Genomic DNA, 16,963 nt, shown 5'->3' on the forward strand with positions numbered 1-16,963 from the left:
AAAGTAGTTGGGGGTCTCCCCCTGTGAGGATAGGACGTTGCCAGGCCAACGCGAAAGACGATCAAGCATCCGCTTGGTCGTCTCTTTTTGTATATATATGTCGTATTTAATTCGGATGGGAAGGTGTCTAAATGACTCGAAAACCTAAACATAATCCTTTTACATTTATGGAGACGCTTGAGCAACATGTGCGAGAAGGACGGGTTTCTTTTCATGTACCTGGCCATCACAATGGAACGGTGAGAGATGAAAAGCTTCCGACGGCCTTCCAAAAAATTATGCCATATGACTTAACAGAGCTTGGTCACTTGGATGATTTACACCATGCGGAAGGTATTATTTTAGAAGGTGAAAAGGCATTAGGATCCCTTTACCAGAGTAAAAGCAAATGGTTGGTAAACGGCTCTACTGCAGGGAATTGGAGTCTATTAGCAGCAACCGTAAAGCGTGGAGAACGAGTGTATGTACAACGTAATTCCCACAAATCGGTTTGGAACGCCATTGAGTGGCTTGGTCTAGAACCGATTTTACTCACACCGGAATTAGACAGAGGAAGTAGTCTGCCTACTGTCATTTCACTAGAAACAATTCAGGATGCTGTCTTGCAGTATCCAGGAGGAAAAGCGCTTCTCCTAACGTCTCCCACTTATTACGGAGACATGGCAAACATTCAGCAAATCAGTGCTTACTTGCGTCCGTTAAATATTCCCCTATTAGTAGATGAAGCACACGGCGCTCATTTGATTCATCCTACATTTCCAAAGCGATCAGCTATCTTCGAGGGGGCTAGCGCAGTCGTACAATCAGCCCACAAAACATTGCCCGCTCTCACGATGGGGGCATGGATTCACTATAAAGAAGAAATCGATGAAAAGCGTCTCTTTCATGCGCTTTCATCTTTCCAAACATCTAGCCCATCTTACTTGATTATGGCCTCGCTTGATTACGCCCGAGAGTACCTCGAAAACTTGAGTAATCGAGATTGGACTCATATTCAAACGAGTCATTTTTCATTCATCATGGAAATGAGACGTGCTGGGTTTTCAATCAAAGTGGGCGATGACTTCACCAAGATGACTGTGTTAACATACCCTAAAAATGGTCTGATCTTTAGCCAGCATTTAGCGTCAATCGGTATTGACGTGGAACTGGCTGCAGAAGATCACGTGTTATTCTGCTTGCCGTTAAGGGAATTAAAAAGCCAAGAGATTCAACATTGGGTCAAACTGATTAAAAATGCATCGCAGCACGTCCCGCTCATTGTTGAAGATGAGACAATCTATCCTTACCCGATGACTGAACGCGTTTCGTTGTTGCGTTCTATATCGGACGACGCTGATATTGAACGTCTACCGTTTGAGCAAGCGATTGGTTCTGTTGCGGCAGAGACCGTTATTCCGTATCCGCCGGGGATTCCCTGGATTCTAAGAGGAGAAGTCATCACAGACGAGAAAATCCGAGTTTTGAATGAATGGATTTCATTAGGACGGAACCTGCAGGCAAGTAGACATGTTATGATGAAACAAATTGATGTTATCGTAGAGGAGTTTTAAGCGTGAAAGGTATGTTTATTACTGTGGAAGGACCAGATGGTTCTGGGAAAACAACACAGCTACAATTGTTAGTTCAGTCATTGACTGAGCAAGGGTATGAAGTGGTCGTCACCCGAGAGCCAGGGGGAACGAAGGTTGGAAACAGTATTCGCGAAGTTTTGCTCTCGCCAGAACATGATGAGATGACGCCTCGAGTCGAAATGATGCTCTATGCCGCATCCCGAGCTCAAAACATTGACCAAGTGATTCGACCGGCTCTCCACCGTGGAGCAGTTGTCGTATGCGATCGATTTGTGGATGCCTCGATTGCGTATCAAGGCTATGGGCTCCAATATGATTTGTCACAAATTTTGTCGTTAAACGACTGGGCGACTGCTGGGATCAAACCAGATTTGACGTTTCTCTTTGACTTGACCCCGGATCAAGCGAGCCATCGCATGAAAGATAGAGGCCAATTAGATCGAATCGAGAGCCGTGATGAGTCTTTCCATCAACGCGTATACGAAGGATTTCAAATATTATTAGAGCAACATCCAGAACGAATGGTACGTATTGATGCGAACGCCTCGATTGAAACCATTCAGGATGAAGTGTTAGATATTACGTTAGAACGATTAAAAGAAAGAGGAGTGATGCAATGATGAAGATGGTAATCGCGATTGTACATGATAAGGACAGTGCCCGCTTATCAGATGCTTTGATTGAAGAGGACTTCCGTGCAACGAAATTAGCCACAACGGGAGGTTTTTTGAAAGAAGGAAACACCACGTTTATGATTGGTGTACCGAAAGAGCGGTTAGATGACCTACTTGCGTTAATCAAATCAAACTGCTCGAGCAGGGATCAAATGATTACGCCGATTTCACCGATGGGTGGACACGCTGATTCATACATTCCTTATCCTGTAGAAGTCCAAGTTGGCGGAGCGACTGTGTTTGTCTTGCCGATTGAAGGATTTCATCAGTTTTAATGGGAACGGTCACGAATATGAGCTTTCAAGAGTTAGCGAAATCTCAAACGGTTATTGCGAAAGTGATTGAAAATTCGATCGTTGCTCAAAAGGTCGGTCATGCATATATCTTTTCAGGTGACTATGAACCTTACTTGATTGAAACGGCACAGCTGTTTGCGAAAGCCCTTTTTTGCGAGTCGCCTGACGGGGTAGAACCCTGCGGTAACTGTCGAAACTGTAGACGAATGGATTCGGGAAACCTTGTCGACTACATGGAAGTCGAACCGGATGGAGCCAGCATTAAGAAAGAACAGGTGCAACAGTTATTGAGTGACTTGTCTTTACGTGGTGCAGAAGGTGACCGTCAAGTGTATGTGATTCACCAAGCCCATAAAATGACGCCACAAGCCGCCAACAGCTTATTGAAGTTCTTTGAAGAGCCGGGTGTAGGGAAACTAGCCATCTTGGTCACGACCCAGCCGCAACTCCTATTACCAACCATTCGCTCGCGAGCTCAGCATTTAGTGTTCCGACCGATTGATCGAGAACGGCTTGTGGAAACGTTGGTCGCAGACGTGCAATGTACGAGCGATTTAGCGCGTCTTGCTTTAGAGACATATCTGAAATTCGAAGAAGCGCGTGAGGCGCTTCACAACGACTGGTTTGTACAGGCGTATGGGCTAGTGGTACAATTAGTTGAAGTATTGACAAAACGCCCGCAAGAATTGCTTTTATTTGCCCAAGAAAAATGGCTCGGTCATTTTAAAGGGCGGAATGAATTGCGAGTCGGTCTCGAGCTGTTCGGAAATTGGTTGGAGCAAGCGCTCCACTTCAAAGTACGAACAGACTATGTCCCGGAGTTGTTTACGAAAGAACAAGCGCTATTTACCGCGTTTGTAAAAGATCGTCCGGTTCATAAAATCGTCCATGCTATTGAATCTGTCCATGAGGCGATTCGACGGCTTGAGGCAAACGTCAATCCTCAATTAACGTTCGAACGGTTAACGTTCGATTTGCAGAAAGGATAGGAGAGCGTGCTTGAAGTAGTCGGAGTCCGTTTTAAAGAAGCGGGAAAAATCTATTACTTTTCACCAGGCGAAGCAACGCTTGAACGTGGGGACCATGTCATCGTAGAGACGGTACGAGGCATCGAATACGGTGAAATCGTCCAAGTTGGTAAACAACTAGGTGAAGACGAAGTAGTATTGCCATTAAAGACAATCCTTCGTGTCGCCGATCAAAAAGATGCCGAAATCGTTCAAGACAATCGATTGGCAGCATTTGACGCTCACGCCGTCTGTGAAGAAAAAATTCGTGAACATCGACTTGAAATGAAGTTAGTCGATGTTGAGTATACATTCGATCGTAATAAAGTCATCTTTTATTTCACGGCAGAAGGGCGCGTTGATTTTCGGGAACTCGTCAAAGATTTAGCAAGTGTGTTTCGCACCCGAATCGAACTCCGTCAAATTGGAGTTCGGGACGAAGCGAAACTGTTGAGCGGAATCGGACCTTGTGGCCGTGTGTTGTGTTGCTCCTCGTTCTTAGGGGAATTTGAACCGGTATCGATTAAGATGGCCAAGGATCAGAACTTATCCTTGAATCCGAATAAAATCTCCGGTGTGTGTGGTCGTCTCATGTGCTGTCTGAAATACGAGAATGATACGTATGAAGAATTGAAGCGGGATTTACCAGACGTCGGAAAACGAATCAAAATTCCAGAAGGTGACGGACGTGTCATCGGTCTCAATATCTTGGATCAATTGATTCAAGTCGAGTTGAATGATCGGACCCGTGTAGTGACGTATACAATCGACGAGCTCGTCGAGGTCGGTGCAGTCAAACGAAAACCGTCGAAACAGTGATGGGGTGCTGAGCAGTGGAAAGAATGGATAAAAAGGAAGTCATGATGCGGGTCGATGCGATCGAGCAACAGATGCAATTGTTGACGGAGCATTTAGGGGTGCTCAAAGAGCAACTCGCCTATTTGCTCGAAGAAAACCAACACATGTATCTCGAGAACCATCATCTGCGCGAAAAAGTAGAACAACTCGCAGAAGTCGAGACGCCTGATGGGGATCCTCAAATTGCGTTGTCCGGAAAAGGGCAGAACAACTTGGCCGCTTTATACCAAGAAGGGTTTCACATCTGTAATTTGCACTATGGACAAGTCAGAAAAGACGGAGACTGTCTCTTCTGCATGTCGATGCTAAATAAACATTAATAAGGGGCGATAGACGGGAGCATTCCTGTCCGTCGCCTTTGTACGTTATGTAGGAGGGAAATGGCGTGACTGTTAAACAAGGTGAACGTCTTGATGATTTGTTAGGGCGTGCCGGCAAGATCATTCAAAGTGATGATGTTTTTTCATTTTCATTGGATGCCGTATTACTCGCCGAATTTGTGTGGGTACCGATTCAAAAAGGAAAGCTCGTCGATTTGTGCGCCGGCACGGGGGCGATTCCGCTCTTTTTATCATATCGAACGAAGGGGACGATCACGGGTGTGGAAATCCAGCCTCGTCTCGTCGACATGGCCAATCGAAGCATTGCTATCAATGAGTTGGACGAGAGACTCCACATCGTTGAGGGGGATGTGAAAACGGCTGCCAGTCGATTAGGATATGCCCGTTATGATGTCGTCACATGCAATCCTCCTTATTTTTTGGCGAACGAGACCTCGCTACGCAATCAAAATGAACATCATACGATTGCACGCCATGAAGTCCTGTGCACGTTAGAAGACTGTATCCGTTCAGCCAGTCAACTCGTCAAACCGGGTGGGAAAGTGGCCTTCGTCCATCGTCCGGAACGATTGCTCGACATTCTGACGCTCATGCGGGCGTATCGGATTGAACCGAAACGAATGCAACTTGTTTATCCAAAACAAGGCCGGGACGCGAATACACTTTTAATAGAGGGGTCAAAAGATGGAAAAGCAGGACTCACAATCTTACCTCCGTTTGTCGTTTATGAGGAAGATGATACGTACACGAGTGACATGCGGGCAATCCTCGATGCGTAAACACTACGCGTACATCCTTGAGTGTCAGGACGGTACGTATTACACCGGATATACGATGGATGTGGAGAAACGGATTGAGGCGCATAACGCAGGGAAAGGTGCGAAATACACACGAGCCCGTCTCCCAGTAACGTTACGGTACATCAAGTCGTTCGAGACGAAGCGTGTGGCCATGCAGTACGAATGGTCCATCAAACAACTCACTCGGGCTCAAAAACAGCAATTGATGGAGGGGACGAGTAATGAACTCACAAAAAAGTTATCAGACTGACGGACCTACACTCTACGTTGTGCCGACGCCAATCGGAAACTTAGAAGATATGACGTATCGGGCGGTTCGAATTCTAGGAGAAGTCGATTTGATTGCGGCTGAAGACACGCGCCAAACGATGAAACTCTGTCGCCATTTCGGTATCGAGACGAAGCTGGTCAGCTATCACGAGCACAATAAGAATGTGAGCGGTCCGCGCTTGATTGAGGATATCGAGGCGGGCAAGTCGATTGCCGTTGTCTCAGACGCGGGTATGCCAGGGATTTCGGATCCGGGGAGTGACCTCGTGCGGCTTGCCATTCAAGCGAAGCTCCCCGTTGTCGTGCTCCCTGGAGCGAACGCGGCGTTAACGGCTCTTGTCGCCTCTGGCCTTGCCACCGAGCGGTTTTTGTATTATGGATTCTTGCCACGCAAAAAGAAAGATCGGCTCGATGTGTTGTCATCCTTACAATATGAACCGGGCACTATCATTTTTTATGAAGCGCCACATCGGTTAAAAGAAATGCTGATCGGGATTCAAGACGTGTTCGGCAATCGGCAACTTGTTCTCGGACGAGAGTTAACGAAAACGTTTGAAGAGTTTTTACGAGGGACGGTAGAAGAAGCGCTGGTCTGGTGCGAAGGCGAAGTACGCGGCGAATTCGTCGTCATGGTGGAAGGATCGACGGAAGCGGCACCGACACATGACTGGTGGGAGGCGTTATCGCCGCTCGAGCACGTCGACCGTTACATCGAGGATGGGTTGAAGCCAAACGCTGCTATCAAACAAGTCTCTAAAGAACGCAGCTTATCGCGTAGCGAAGTGTATGACGCCTATCATCGAGTCGACAAAAAAGAGTAAGCAAGGAATCCCTTGCTTACTCTTCGCTGTAGTAGTTTTCGAGCATGTTTTTCAACTCGACGAGAACGCGTTGTGCGCCTTCTGGTGAAAGGATTAATTTACCATCGGCCAACTTGAAGTTGTCGTCTGATACTTCACCTGTCACTTGACAAGTCATATTCGGTTTGTATTTTTTCAAGACGATTTGCTCGTTGTCGACGTAGATTTCAAGAGCGTCTTTCTCAGCGATTCCGAGCGTGCGGCGCAATTCGATTGGAATGACGACACGACCGAGTTCATCGACTTTCCGTACGATACCTGTAGATTTCATTTTATATTTCCTCCTCCAATGGTGTCGAAATCTCTTGGTGACATGATTCGTCAAAATTCGACAATGTTACTACAGCAAAAAGCATACTAAACTTTCCAATTGTAGTCAACTGCTTACTATTGGAAATCTACATTTTCGAAATTTGACGATATGAGAGTGATATATACCTAAATTTCCCCGAAAGTTAGGATGCGAAACAAAGAAAGGGTTTTATTGGAACATTTTTTATAAGGTAATAACAAAATAATTCCAAACAATTGGTTTGGAAATTCTTTTGTCGAACCGTGTATAATGGAAGTTGCAAATGTCGAAAGGATGGAGAACATACAATGGCGAAGCCTACTTTTTATATTACGACTCCGATTTATTATCCGAGTGCTAAACTACACATTGGTCACGCCTACACGACGGTAGCTGGCGATGCAATCGCACGTTATAAACGTCTGAAAGGATTTGACGTCCGTTATTTGACGGGTACAGACGAGCACGGTCAAAAGATTCAAGAAAAAGCGAAAGAAGCCGGTGTGACACCGCAAGCGTTCGTTGATGAAGTCGTCAAAGACATCAAAGTATTATGGGATCGTCTTGAGATTTCATATGACGACTACATCCGTACAACAGACGCACGTCACAAAGCTGTCGTCGAGCATGTGTTCGAGACGCTTCTAAAAAATGATGATATTTATCTCGGAGAGTATGAAGGTTGGTACTCGATTTCCGATGAGACGTATTACACGGAGTCACAGCTCGTCGATGGGAAGAGCCCTGACAGCGGTCACCCGGTTGAGCTTGTGCGCGAGGAGTGCTATTTCTTCCGTCTCAGTAAGTATGCCGATCGTTTGATCGAGTACTTCGAGTCGCATCCAGATTTTATTTTGCCAGAATCTCGGAAAACCGAGATGATCAACAACTTTTTGAAGCCTGGTCTCCAAGACTTGGCCGTCTCACGGACGACGTTTGACTGGGGTGTCCAAGTGCCATCGAACCCAAAACACGTCGTGTACGTATGGGTCGATGCGCTCACGAATTACATCTCTGCCCTCGGCTATGGGTCGGACAACGACGAGTTGTTCAACCGCTATTGGCCAGCCGACGTGCACTTGGTCGGAAAAGAAATCGTCCGGTTCCATACGATCATTTGGCCGGCGCTCCTTATGGCGCTTGACCTTCCATTACCGAAACAAGTTTTCGCACATGGTTGGTTGCTCATGAAAGACGGCAAAATGTCGAAATCGAAGGGCAATGTCGTCGATCCGATTCCACTCATCGATCGCTACGGACTCGATTCACTTCGATACTATCTTCTTCGTGAAGTTCCATTCGGGGCGGACGGCACGTTCACACCGGAAGCGTTTGTGGATCGCTTGAATTTCGACCTTGCCAATGACCTCGGAAACCTGCTCAACCGGACCGTGGCCATGATTAAGAAGTATTTTGATGGGGAGATCCCTGCTTATGCGGGCAATGTGACAGAGTTCGATGCCTCGTTGCTTCAAGTCGTCAACGAGACGACAGAGAAGACGGAAGCTGCCATGGAACACATGGAGTTTTCCGTCGCGCTCACAAACATCTGGCAACTCGTCAGCCGTGCCAACAAATATATCGACGAGACGCAACCGTGGGTCTTGGCGAAGGACGAAGCAAAACGGGACGAACTGGCGTCGGTGATGACTCACCTTGCCGGCGTGCTCCGTCACGTCGCGGTCATGATTCAACCGTTCATGACACGGGCGCCAAAAGAGATGTTCCGTCAGCTCGGTCTCGAAGGAGAAGATATGTCATGGGAAGCGCTCGATACGTTCGCGGCGTTCGATGGAGCCGTCGTCACAGACGGGACACCGATTTTCCCACGTCGCGATGTTAAAGAAGAAGTCGATGCGATTCAAGAGATGATGCGTCAAGCGTCGCAAGCACGCGTCGAAGAAGCGGAAGCGGGCGATGTCGAAGATGAGGACGTGCGTCCGGAAATTACGATTGACGTCTTTGATCAAGTCGAGTTCCGTGTCGGTCAAATCATCGAAGCCGATAAAATCAAGAAGGCGAAGAAGTTGTTGAAACTTCAAGTCGACATGGGCGGGGAGAAACGCCAAATTGTCTCGGGTATCGCGGAATGGTATGCGCCGGAAGACTTGGTCGGCAAGAAGGTCATCGTCGTCGCCAACTTGAAGCCGGTCAAACTGCGTGGCGAATTGTCACAAGGGATGATTCTAGCGGCGGATAAAGACGGCAAGCTTGAACTTGCGACCGTATCTGAGAATATGCCGAACGGGGCCATCGTCAAATAATCGTTTGGGGGAGACTTCGGTCTCCCTCTTTGTCTATATAAGGAGGAACCACCATGTTGATTGATACACATACCCATATCAATGCCGAACAGTTCAATGAGGACGTCGAAGCGACGATTGAACGGGCTCGTGCGGCTGGCGTATCCCCGATGCTTGTCGTCGGGTTCGACAATCCGACCATCACGCGCGCGATCGAGCTCGCGGAAACGTATGAAGATATTTATGCGATCGTCGGTTGGCATCCGGTCGACGCCGTTGATTGCACGGAGGCCGATTTAGCAAGAATCGAAACATTGATGAATCATCCGAAAGTGATGGCGCTCGGGGAGATTGGGCTCGACTACCATTGGGATAAATCGCCTAAAGATATCCAACAACGCGTGTTCCGGCAACAAATCGCCATCGCGAAGCGGACGAACATGCCGATCGTGATTCATAACCGAGAAGCAACCGCTGACGTACTCGATATTTTAGAAGAAGAACATGCTGAAGAGGTCGGTGGCGTGTTCCATAGTTACAGCATGTCAGTTGAATTGTTAGAGCGTTGTTTGCGTTTGAACTTCTATATTTCTCTCGGGGGACCGGTGACGTTCAAAAATGCCAAAGTACCGAAAGCAGTGGCGCAACAAGTACCGCTCGATCGGCTCCTTGTTGAGACGGACTGCCCGTATTTAACGCCGACGCCGTTCCGTGGTAAACGGAACGAACCAGCTTACGTCACGTATGTCGCCGAAGAGATTGCATCGCTTCGCGATATGTCCTACGACGCAATCGCTAAGGCGACGACAGCCAATGCGAAGCGCCTGTTCCGTCTCCCATGATGTTCAGACGACTTGTATTGAGCCTCGGTATGGTGGTTGCATCCGTAATCACCTATATGGCAATGCAGTCTGAAGCTATCACGATTATTGATGATGGAGTGACGACGGTATACGAGAGCCGAGGTGAATCGGTGTTAGAAGTGTTAGAAGAGACTGGCATTACCATTGATGAAACCGACGTTGTAACGCCGGCTTTGAGTGCGGACGTCCCGCTTGATCGAGTCATTTACATTGAGCGGGCACGCCCGGTTTCTCTCCAGATCGGTTACGGACAAACCGAGACGATCGAGACGCGTGAACGGACCGTCAAAGACGTGTTGCTTCGTTATGGAGTGAGTGTACGTGAAGGGGACGACGTATATCCGGGCATCCGTACCCCAATCACATCTGGCATGACCATCCGGTATCAGCCTGTCGTCGCCCTCGATGTCATCGTCGGGGACGAGGCGAAGACATTGTATACGATGGCTCAAACTGTCGAACAGGCGTTACGGGAGGCGAATGTGACGATTTCTGACCAAGATACGGTCGTCCCGGCTCTCACGACACCGGTACGGGATGGAATGACCATCAGCGTCAATGTGAGTCGAGACGTCGTACAATATGAAAGTCGTCTTATCCCGTTTGAAATTGTCATGGAAGAGGACGATACGCTCGAACTCGGAGAGACCGAAGTCGTGCAAGTCGGCATCCCGGGGCTCGAACGGACGCGGTATGCATTGACAGTAGAAAATGGTACAATTACAAATCGGACCGAAACGAACGTAGAGACGCTACGAACCGTGCGTCCTCAAATCATGAAGCGAGGGACGAAAGTCGTGGCTGAACCGGAGGCAGAACCGGTAACAAATCAAGAGACGATTGCCACGACCGAACCGGCGAGTCCGTTTCGAGACGAGGCGGAGATTAAGATTGAAGAGACACCTCGTGCCGAGGACGTCTTAGATTTTACCTCTGCGAAACAGCTTCTCGTTGAGGCGACGGCGTATACGAACAATGCAGAAGACACGGTCACATTTGATGGCAGGGTACTGACCCGCAGCGGTTACGATGTGACAGATACGATTCTTTATGAAGGGATGCGAATCATTGCTGTCGATCCCGCTATTATTCCTCTTGGCACACGTGTGTACGTTGAAGGGTTTGGCATGGCGATTGCTTTAGATACAGGCAGTGCGATCAAAGGTCATAAAATTGACTTGATGATGGACACGAAAGAAGAAGCGGTAACGTTTGGACGTCAGCCGCTCACGATTTGGGTCATTCCGAAGCAAGAAGAGAAAGAAGGAACCGATGATGCGTGAAAAGATACAAGAAGTGATCGTCGTCGAAGGTCGAGATGACACGACACGGCTTCAAGAAGTATATGACGTTGATACGATTGAAACGAATGGATCGGCCGTTTCGAAACAGACAATCGAACGAATTAAACGCGCTCAAGAAACGCGCGGCGTCATTATTTTGACGGACCCAGACTACCCGGGTGACCGAATCCGAGCCATCGTCGAGGAGCAGGTTAAAGGATGTAAGCATGCCTATTTACCTCGGGCCGAAGCGAAAGATAAACGCGGCAAGATTGGGGTCGAGCATGCTTCTCCAGCGACGATTCGCCGTGTGCTCGAAGCGTTGTATGAACAGCGAGTCGAGACCGATTTGCCACTCGTCACCCGCCAGATGGTGCTCGAAGCCGATTTGATTGGCGGCGTGGACGCGGCGCGACGCCGTAAACGGCTCGGCGTGTTACTTCGCATTGGTGAACCGAACGCCAAACAGTTTGTGAAGCGCGTGGAGGCGTTACGGGTCACGATTGAAGAATGGGAACGGGCATTGGCTCAGTTAGAGGAGGAAAATCATTGAAAGACATCGCCACAATTCAACGCACGAAATCGATTCTAGAACGTCACGGTTTCTCGTTTAAAAAGTCGCTCGGACAGAACTTTTTAATCGATTTAAATATTTTGAATAAAATCGTGGACGCCGCGGAGTTAGGAGAGGCGAGCGGGGTGCTCGAAATCGGTCCCGGTATCGGGTCACTGACGGAACAGTCTGCCAAGCGGGCTAAAAAGGTCGTCGCCCTCGAGATCGACCAACGTCTGCTTCCGATTTTGGAAGATACGATGTCTCCTTATCCACATGTGCATGTCATCCACGGGGACGCCCTCGAGCTCGACATTCGAAATATTGTTGAGCAAGAATTTTTCAGCCAAGGAATCGAGGATATCTCGGTCGTAGCCAACCTACCCTATTATGTGACGACGCCGATCATCATGCGTTTACTGGAAAGCCAAATCAAGTTCCGTTCACTCGTCATGATGATTCAAAAAGAAGTTGCCGAGCGTATTGGAGCGAAGCCCGGGACGAAAGCATACGGCTCTCTCTCGATTGCGATCCAATATTATGCAGAGGCGAACGTGAGCTTTGTTGTACCGAAAAATGTGTTTATGCCGGCTCCGAACGTCGATTCAGCGGTCATCACGTTGAAGATGCGTCCGAAACCGGCTGTCGACGTTAAAGATGAGGCCTTCTTCTTTGAGATTGCCCGGGCCAGTTTCGCACAACGTCGGAAAACAATCTTGAATAACTTGACGAATCACCTCGGAAAAGATAAAAAAATGGAAATCGAACGGTTTTTAAGCGATGCCGGAATCGATCCGAAACGGCGAGGCGAAACGCTTTCGCTTGAAGAGTTTGCACGGTTGGCTGACATAATTTTACCACTTAAAAACAGTTGACGACCGGATAGCGAATCGATATAATATTAATCTTTATTTTCGTTTTTGAATGTGTTATACTTGTAACAGTGAGGTGAAGCGTATGCCAAAGACGTTGCAAGAAATCAGACAAAAACTTGAATCGCATGTCGGAGAACGATTGACGTTGAAAGCAAACGGCGGTCGTAAGAAAGTCGTTACTCGGTTTGGAACGCTCGTTGAGACGTATCCCGCGGTGTTCGTCGTCAAATTGGATGAAGATCACCATAACGTGGAACGGGTCTCATATAGCTACGCTGATGTTCTAACGGATACAGTTAAAATTGAATTCAGCAATTGATTGATAAATGAGGGGCGGATGCATTGGCAGCTGCTTCTTTTTTTGTGCGCTCGTTTACGGTACAATGGCGAACAGGAGATACATGGGAAGGGTGAACGATATGCGCACGATCAGCGTGAAAGCGCCGGCAAAAATCAATTTGACGCTTGACGTCCTCGGAAAACGGACAGACGGCTATCATGAAGTGGAAATGGTAATGACGACAGTGGACTTATCGGACCGGTTGGAATTGACCATCTTGGATACAGATGAGATTCGAATTCAATCTGAGCATGCCTACGTGCCTAACGACCATCGAAATTTGGCGTATCGTGCGGCTGAACTGTTACGGAAGCGATTCAATATCAAACAGGGTGTCGAAATTGTATTAGATAAACAAATCCCGGTAGCGGCTGGACTGGCTGGAGGATCGAGCGACGCAGCAGCGACGCTTCGAGGGATGAACGAATTGTTCGACCTCGGCCTTTCGTTAGAAGAGTTGGCCGAACTCGGGGCCACCGTTGGCTCGGACGTATCGTTTTGTGTCATGGGAGGAACTGCAATCGCGCGCGGACGCGGCGAACAATTGGAGACGATTCCGTCACCGCCGCCGTGCTACGTCGTATTGGCGAAGCCGAAAATCGGAGTGTCGACGGCTGACGTCTATCGTGCCGTGCAGATGGAAAAGATGGTGCATCCGAACACCGAGGCGATGGTCACGGCGATTCGGGATCGGGATTTCGCTGGCATCTGTTCACATCTTGGGAACGCCCTCGAGGCAGTCACGCTCGAACTTCATCCGGAAGTCCGTCAAATCAAAGAGACGATGCTCCACTGCGGGGCAGATGGGGTGCTCATGAGCGGCAGCGGACCGACCGTATTCGCATTGATTGAGCACGAGCAAAAAGCACATCGTGTCTATAATGGACTGAAGGGATTTTGTCCTGAAGTGTTCGTCGTTCGGATTCTCGGCAAAAAACATTGAACAAAGACGAATGAGTTTGATATATTCTGTTTAGAACATTCGTCTATTATTGAAGAAGTGAAGGGGAATCCGTATGAAAATTCGTAGAAGTGGTCGTCTTGTCGATATGACCCGTTATTTGCTGGACCATCCACACCAGCTCGTCTCATTATCGATGTTTTCGAGTCGTTATAAAGCAGCCAAATCATCCATCAGTGAAGATTTGGTCATCGTCAGTGAAATGCTTTCGCATGATGGCACGGGAAAACTCGTCACAGTGCCAGGGGCAGCCGGCGGCGTCATGTTCATTCCAGGCTGGAGCAAGGAAAAGTCGCTCTCGATGATCGACGGCCTATGTGAGCAATTGTCGAAACCGGAACGGTTGCTTCCGGGAGGCTATCTCTATTTGACAGATGTCCTCGGGAACCCGCGCCAAGTGAAGCCGATGGGGCAAGTCTTCGCCTCTGTGTTCGCCGATCGTAAAGTTGACGTCGTCATGACAATCGCGACAAAAGGGATTCCGCTCGCGTACGCTGTCGCCGAGCAACTTGGTGTCCCGTTCGTCATCGTTCGTTCTGACAGTCGTGTCACCGAAGGTTCGACGGTCAGCATCAACTACGTATCAGGCTCGTCAAAGGCGATTCGCACGATGGCGCTCGCTCGTCGCAGCTTGCCGCGTGGCGCGAACGTCTTGTTGATTGACGATTTCATGAAAGCGGGCGGTACGATTCGCGGGATGATGAGTCTCTTGAATGAGTTCGAGGCGAACCTCGCGGGTGTCGGTGTCCTCATGGAAGCGGAAGGCGCCGAGAAGAAGATGGTAAGCGAATACGTCAGTTTGATGAAATTGACGAACGTCGATTCGGATGAAGGACTCGTCACCATTTCGCGAGGAAACGTCGAACAGTTCTTAAAGTGATTGGCAAAAATTTGATTTCGTTTTATGATGAAAGGGTATAAGATTCGTACGAAGTCAATCGGTTCGCTTGGAATCATCTCAACCTTTTAGAAGGTACACCACGGTCTAGACAACGATGAAAAGGGGATGCGAAACATGCAGATCACAGACGTAAAAATTCGCAAAGTCGCGACGGAAGGTAGAATGAAGGCACTGGCCTCCATTACACTCGACCATGAATTTGTGGTACACGATCTTCGAATCATTGAAGGGAGTACCGGTCTTTTCGTAGCGATGCCGAGCAAGCGGACGCCAGAAGGGATTTTCCGCGATATCGCTCACCCGATTAATGGAGATATGCGTCAAAAAGTCGAGGCGGCTGTTCTAGAGGCGTACGGCCAAGAGGACGTCGCTATTGCCGAGACGCAAGCACGATACAATGCCATGAATGAGTAATCTTTGACAGCGGATGGGGACCCTTCCGCTGCCTTTTTACGTTTCATTGGTTACGAATGGTTACAACGGTTGAAACCACGTCACGGTTTCGATATAGTAGATACGGTGTAAATAAGATTTGAATGTAGAAAAAAACCGAACAATTGAGTACATTACAGTCGATATGAGATAGGAGCGAATCAAGAATGGATCGTTTTGCAGTCATTTTGGCAGCAGGTAAAGGAACGCGCATGAAGTCGAAGCTTTATAAAGTGCTTCATCCGGTCCTTGGAAAACCGATGGTCGAACACGTCGTCGATCAACTCGACAAAATCGGGGTCAGTCGTCAAATCGTCATCGTCGGCCATGGGGCTGAAGCGGTACAAGAGACGTTGGGCTCACGCGTGGAATATGCGGTCCAAGAAGAACAGCTCGGGACAGGTCATGCAGTGCAGATGGCAGAAAGCGAACTCGCAGGCAAACCGGGCGCAACGCTCGTCGTTTGCGGCGACACACCACTGTTGACAGCGGAAACGCTCGAGGCGCTGTTGGCGCATCATGAAGCCCAGCAAGCGAAAGTGACAGTACTGACAGCCATCGCTGACGATGCGACAGGATATGGTCGCGTCATCCGTGGGGAAGACGGAAACGTCACAAAAGTCGTCGAGCATAAAGATGCGTCTGACACTGAACTAGAAATCCGTGAAATCAACACAGGCACGTACGTGTTCGATAACGAGCTCTTGTTTGATGCATTGAAGCAAGTCGGGAACAACAACGCTCAAGGTGAATACTACTTGCCGGACGTCATCTCGATTGCGAAAGAAGCAGGCGAAGTCGTGGCAGCACACACGGCGCCGACATTCGATGAAACGATCGGCGTCAACGACCGTGTCGCTCTTTCGCAAGCTGAAGCGGTCATGCGCAAGCGGACGAACGAACGCCTCATGCGTGAAGGTGTCACATTCATGGATGCAGCTTCGACATACATCTCACCAGATGCCGTCATCGGTTCGGATACGATCATCTATCCAGGGACGGTCATTCTCGGGAAAACGATTATCGGTTCAGAGTGCGTGATTGGTCCTAATTCAGATATCCGCAATAGCGTCATCGAAGACGGTGCGACGGTTCGTCAATCGGTCGTGAGTGACAGCCGTGTCGGAACTGAAGCACAGGTCGGGCCGTTCGCCCACCTTCGTCAACAAGCAGTCCTCGGCGCGAATACGCGCGTCGGTAACTTCGTGGAAATCAAAAAATCAACGTTCGGAGACGGTGCGAAAGCATCACATCTCAGCTATATCGGAGATGCTTCGATCGGGGAACGCGTCAACCTCGGCTGTGGCTCGATCACGGTCAACTATGACGGCAAGAACAAGTTCGAAACGGTCGTCGAAGCCGATGCCTTCGTCGGCTGCAATGTGAACTTGATTGCTCCGGTGAAAGTCGGGAAAGGCTCAATCGTAGCAGCCGGTTCGACGATCACGGATGACGTTCCTGAAGAGGCGCTTGCGATTGCACGCGAACGCCAAACGAATAAAGAAGGTTACACGAAACGATAAGTTGCTGCCTACTATTA

The 16,963-nt window shown here is 48.7% G+C and carries 20 protein-coding genes; 19 read left to right on the plus strand and 1 reads right to left on the minus strand.

What is annotated here, in order from left to right; all coding sequences use genetic code 11:
- Positions 1-131: 131 nt before the first annotated feature.
- The 9 genes from DPV68_RS03085 (at position 132) to rsmI (ending at position 6,641) form a co-directional block, all read left to right on the plus strand.
- Complete coding sequence (locus DPV68_RS03085) at positions 132-1,553, plus strand: aminotransferase class I/II-fold pyridoxal phosphate-dependent enzyme (RefSeq protein WP_232819474.1); 1,422 nt, start codon at positions 132-134, stop codon at positions 1,551-1,553.
- 2 nt (positions 1,554-1,555) lie between these two features.
- On the plus strand, positions 1,556-2,194 hold the full coding sequence (tmk, locus tag DPV68_RS03090) for a dTMP kinase (protein WP_034781763.1): 639 nt from the start codon (positions 1,556-1,558) through the stop codon (positions 2,192-2,194).
- Positions 2,194-2,523, plus strand: a complete 330-nt coding sequence (locus DPV68_RS03095; protein ID WP_029594397.1) for a cyclic-di-AMP receptor — start codon at positions 2,194-2,196, stop codon at positions 2,521-2,523. Before tmk ends, DPV68_RS03095 begins: the two co-directional genes overlap by 1 nt.
- Before the next feature lie 17 nt (positions 2,524-2,540).
- Positions 2,541-3,533 (plus strand): DNA polymerase III subunit delta', encoded by a 993-nt coding sequence (locus tag DPV68_RS03100; protein WP_157964135.1) that lies wholly within the window; start codon positions 2,541-2,543, stop codon positions 3,531-3,533.
- A 6-nt stretch (positions 3,534-3,539) separates the two neighbouring features.
- Positions 3,540-4,370, plus strand: coding sequence for a PSP1 domain-containing protein (locus tag DPV68_RS03105; protein WP_034781766.1), 831 nt, complete (start codon positions 3,540-3,542; stop codon positions 4,368-4,370).
- Between the two features lie 23 nt (positions 4,371-4,393).
- Positions 4,394-4,729 (plus strand): DNA replication initiation control protein YabA, encoded by a 336-nt coding sequence (yabA, locus tag DPV68_RS03110; protein WP_021065760.1) that lies wholly within the window; start codon positions 4,394-4,396, stop codon positions 4,727-4,729.
- A gap of 65 nt (positions 4,730-4,794) precedes the next feature.
- Positions 4,795-5,529, plus strand: a complete 735-nt coding sequence (locus DPV68_RS03115; RefSeq protein WP_114165380.1) for a tRNA1(Val) (adenine(37)-N6)-methyltransferase — start codon at positions 4,795-4,797, stop codon at positions 5,527-5,529.
- The gene (locus tag DPV68_RS03120; protein ID WP_114165381.1) at positions 5,522-5,800 is read left to right on the plus strand and encodes a GIY-YIG nuclease family protein; all 279 of its coding nucleotides are present in this window, start codon (positions 5,522-5,524) and stop codon (positions 5,798-5,800) included. The genes DPV68_RS03115 and DPV68_RS03120 overlap by 8 nt, the downstream gene beginning before the upstream one ends.
- Positions 5,772-6,641 carry a 16S rRNA (cytidine(1402)-2'-O)-methyltransferase gene (rsmI, locus tag DPV68_RS03125; protein ID WP_114165382.1) on the plus strand — a complete coding sequence of 290 codons (870 nt, stop codon included), beginning with the start codon at positions 5,772-5,774 and terminating at the stop codon, positions 6,639-6,641. Before DPV68_RS03120 ends, rsmI begins: the two co-directional genes overlap by 29 nt.
- A 16-nt stretch (positions 6,642-6,657) precedes the next feature.
- Here rsmI and DPV68_RS03130 read toward each other — a convergent pair whose 3' ends face one another.
- Complete coding sequence (locus tag DPV68_RS03130) at positions 6,658-6,951, minus strand: transition state genes transcriptional regulator AbrB (protein WP_024372343.1); 294 nt, start codon at positions 6,949-6,951, stop codon at positions 6,658-6,660.
- A gap of 329 nt (positions 6,952-7,280) precedes the next feature.
- On the opposite strand from DPV68_RS03130, the gene metG reads away from it, so the two are divergent.
- From metG to glmU, 10 genes are all read left to right on the plus strand, one after another.
- Entirely contained in the window at positions 7,281-9,236 is a 1,956-nt protein-coding gene (gene metG / locus DPV68_RS03135) for a methionine--tRNA ligase (protein ID WP_114165383.1), read from the plus strand.
- A gap of 53 nt (positions 9,237-9,289) precedes the next feature.
- Entirely contained in the window at positions 9,290-10,057 is a 768-nt protein-coding gene (locus DPV68_RS03140; protein WP_114165384.1) for a TatD family hydrolase, read from the plus strand.
- Positions 10,057-11,361 carry a 3D domain-containing protein gene (locus DPV68_RS03145; RefSeq protein ID WP_232819475.1) on the plus strand — a complete coding sequence of 435 codons (1,305 nt, stop codon included), beginning with the start codon at positions 10,057-10,059 and terminating at the stop codon, positions 11,359-11,361. The genes DPV68_RS03140 and DPV68_RS03145 overlap by 1 nt, the downstream gene beginning before the upstream one ends.
- On the plus strand, positions 11,354-11,914 hold the full coding sequence (rnmV, locus tag DPV68_RS03150; protein ID WP_114165386.1) for a ribonuclease M5: 561 nt from the start codon (positions 11,354-11,356) through the stop codon (positions 11,912-11,914). Before DPV68_RS03145 ends, rnmV begins: the two co-directional genes overlap by 8 nt.
- A complete protein-coding gene (gene rsmA / locus DPV68_RS03155) occupies positions 11,911-12,789 on the plus strand; it encodes a 16S rRNA (adenine(1518)-N(6)/adenine(1519)-N(6))-dimethyltransferase RsmA (protein ID WP_114165387.1) in 879 nt (292 codons plus the stop codon). The genes rnmV and rsmA overlap by 4 nt, the downstream gene beginning before the upstream one ends.
- Positions 12,790-12,871: 82 nt before the next feature.
- Positions 12,872-13,108: a Veg family protein gene (locus DPV68_RS03160; protein WP_021065751.1), complete on the plus strand. Its 237-nt coding sequence runs from the start codon at positions 12,872-12,874 to the stop codon at positions 13,106-13,108.
- A gap of 100 nt (positions 13,109-13,208) precedes the next feature.
- Positions 13,209-14,072 carry a 4-(cytidine 5'-diphospho)-2-C-methyl-D-erythritol kinase gene (gene ispE / locus DPV68_RS03165; RefSeq protein WP_198662231.1) on the plus strand — a complete coding sequence of 288 codons (864 nt, stop codon included), beginning with the start codon at positions 13,209-13,211 and terminating at the stop codon, positions 14,070-14,072.
- 73 nt (positions 14,073-14,145) lie between these two features.
- Positions 14,146-14,970 carry a pur operon repressor gene (purR, locus tag DPV68_RS03170; protein WP_114165389.1) on the plus strand — a complete coding sequence of 275 codons (825 nt, stop codon included), beginning with the start codon at positions 14,146-14,148 and terminating at the stop codon, positions 14,968-14,970.
- Between the two features lie 135 nt (positions 14,971-15,105).
- Positions 15,106-15,405 carry a septation regulator SpoVG gene (gene spoVG, locus DPV68_RS03175; RefSeq protein WP_034781793.1) on the plus strand — a complete coding sequence of 100 codons (300 nt, stop codon included), beginning with the start codon at positions 15,106-15,108 and terminating at the stop codon, positions 15,403-15,405.
- A gap of 185 nt (positions 15,406-15,590) precedes the next feature.
- Positions 15,591-16,946 (plus strand): bifunctional UDP-N-acetylglucosamine diphosphorylase/glucosamine-1-phosphate N-acetyltransferase GlmU, encoded by a 1,356-nt coding sequence (glmU, locus tag DPV68_RS03180; RefSeq protein WP_034781794.1) that lies wholly within the window; start codon positions 15,591-15,593, stop codon positions 16,944-16,946.
- Positions 16,947-16,963 lie beyond the last annotated feature (17 nt).

The organism is Exiguobacterium sp. TNDT2 (assembly GCF_003331145.1).
Taxonomy (GTDB): Bacteria; Bacillota; Bacilli; order Exiguobacteriales; family Exiguobacteriaceae; genus Exiguobacterium.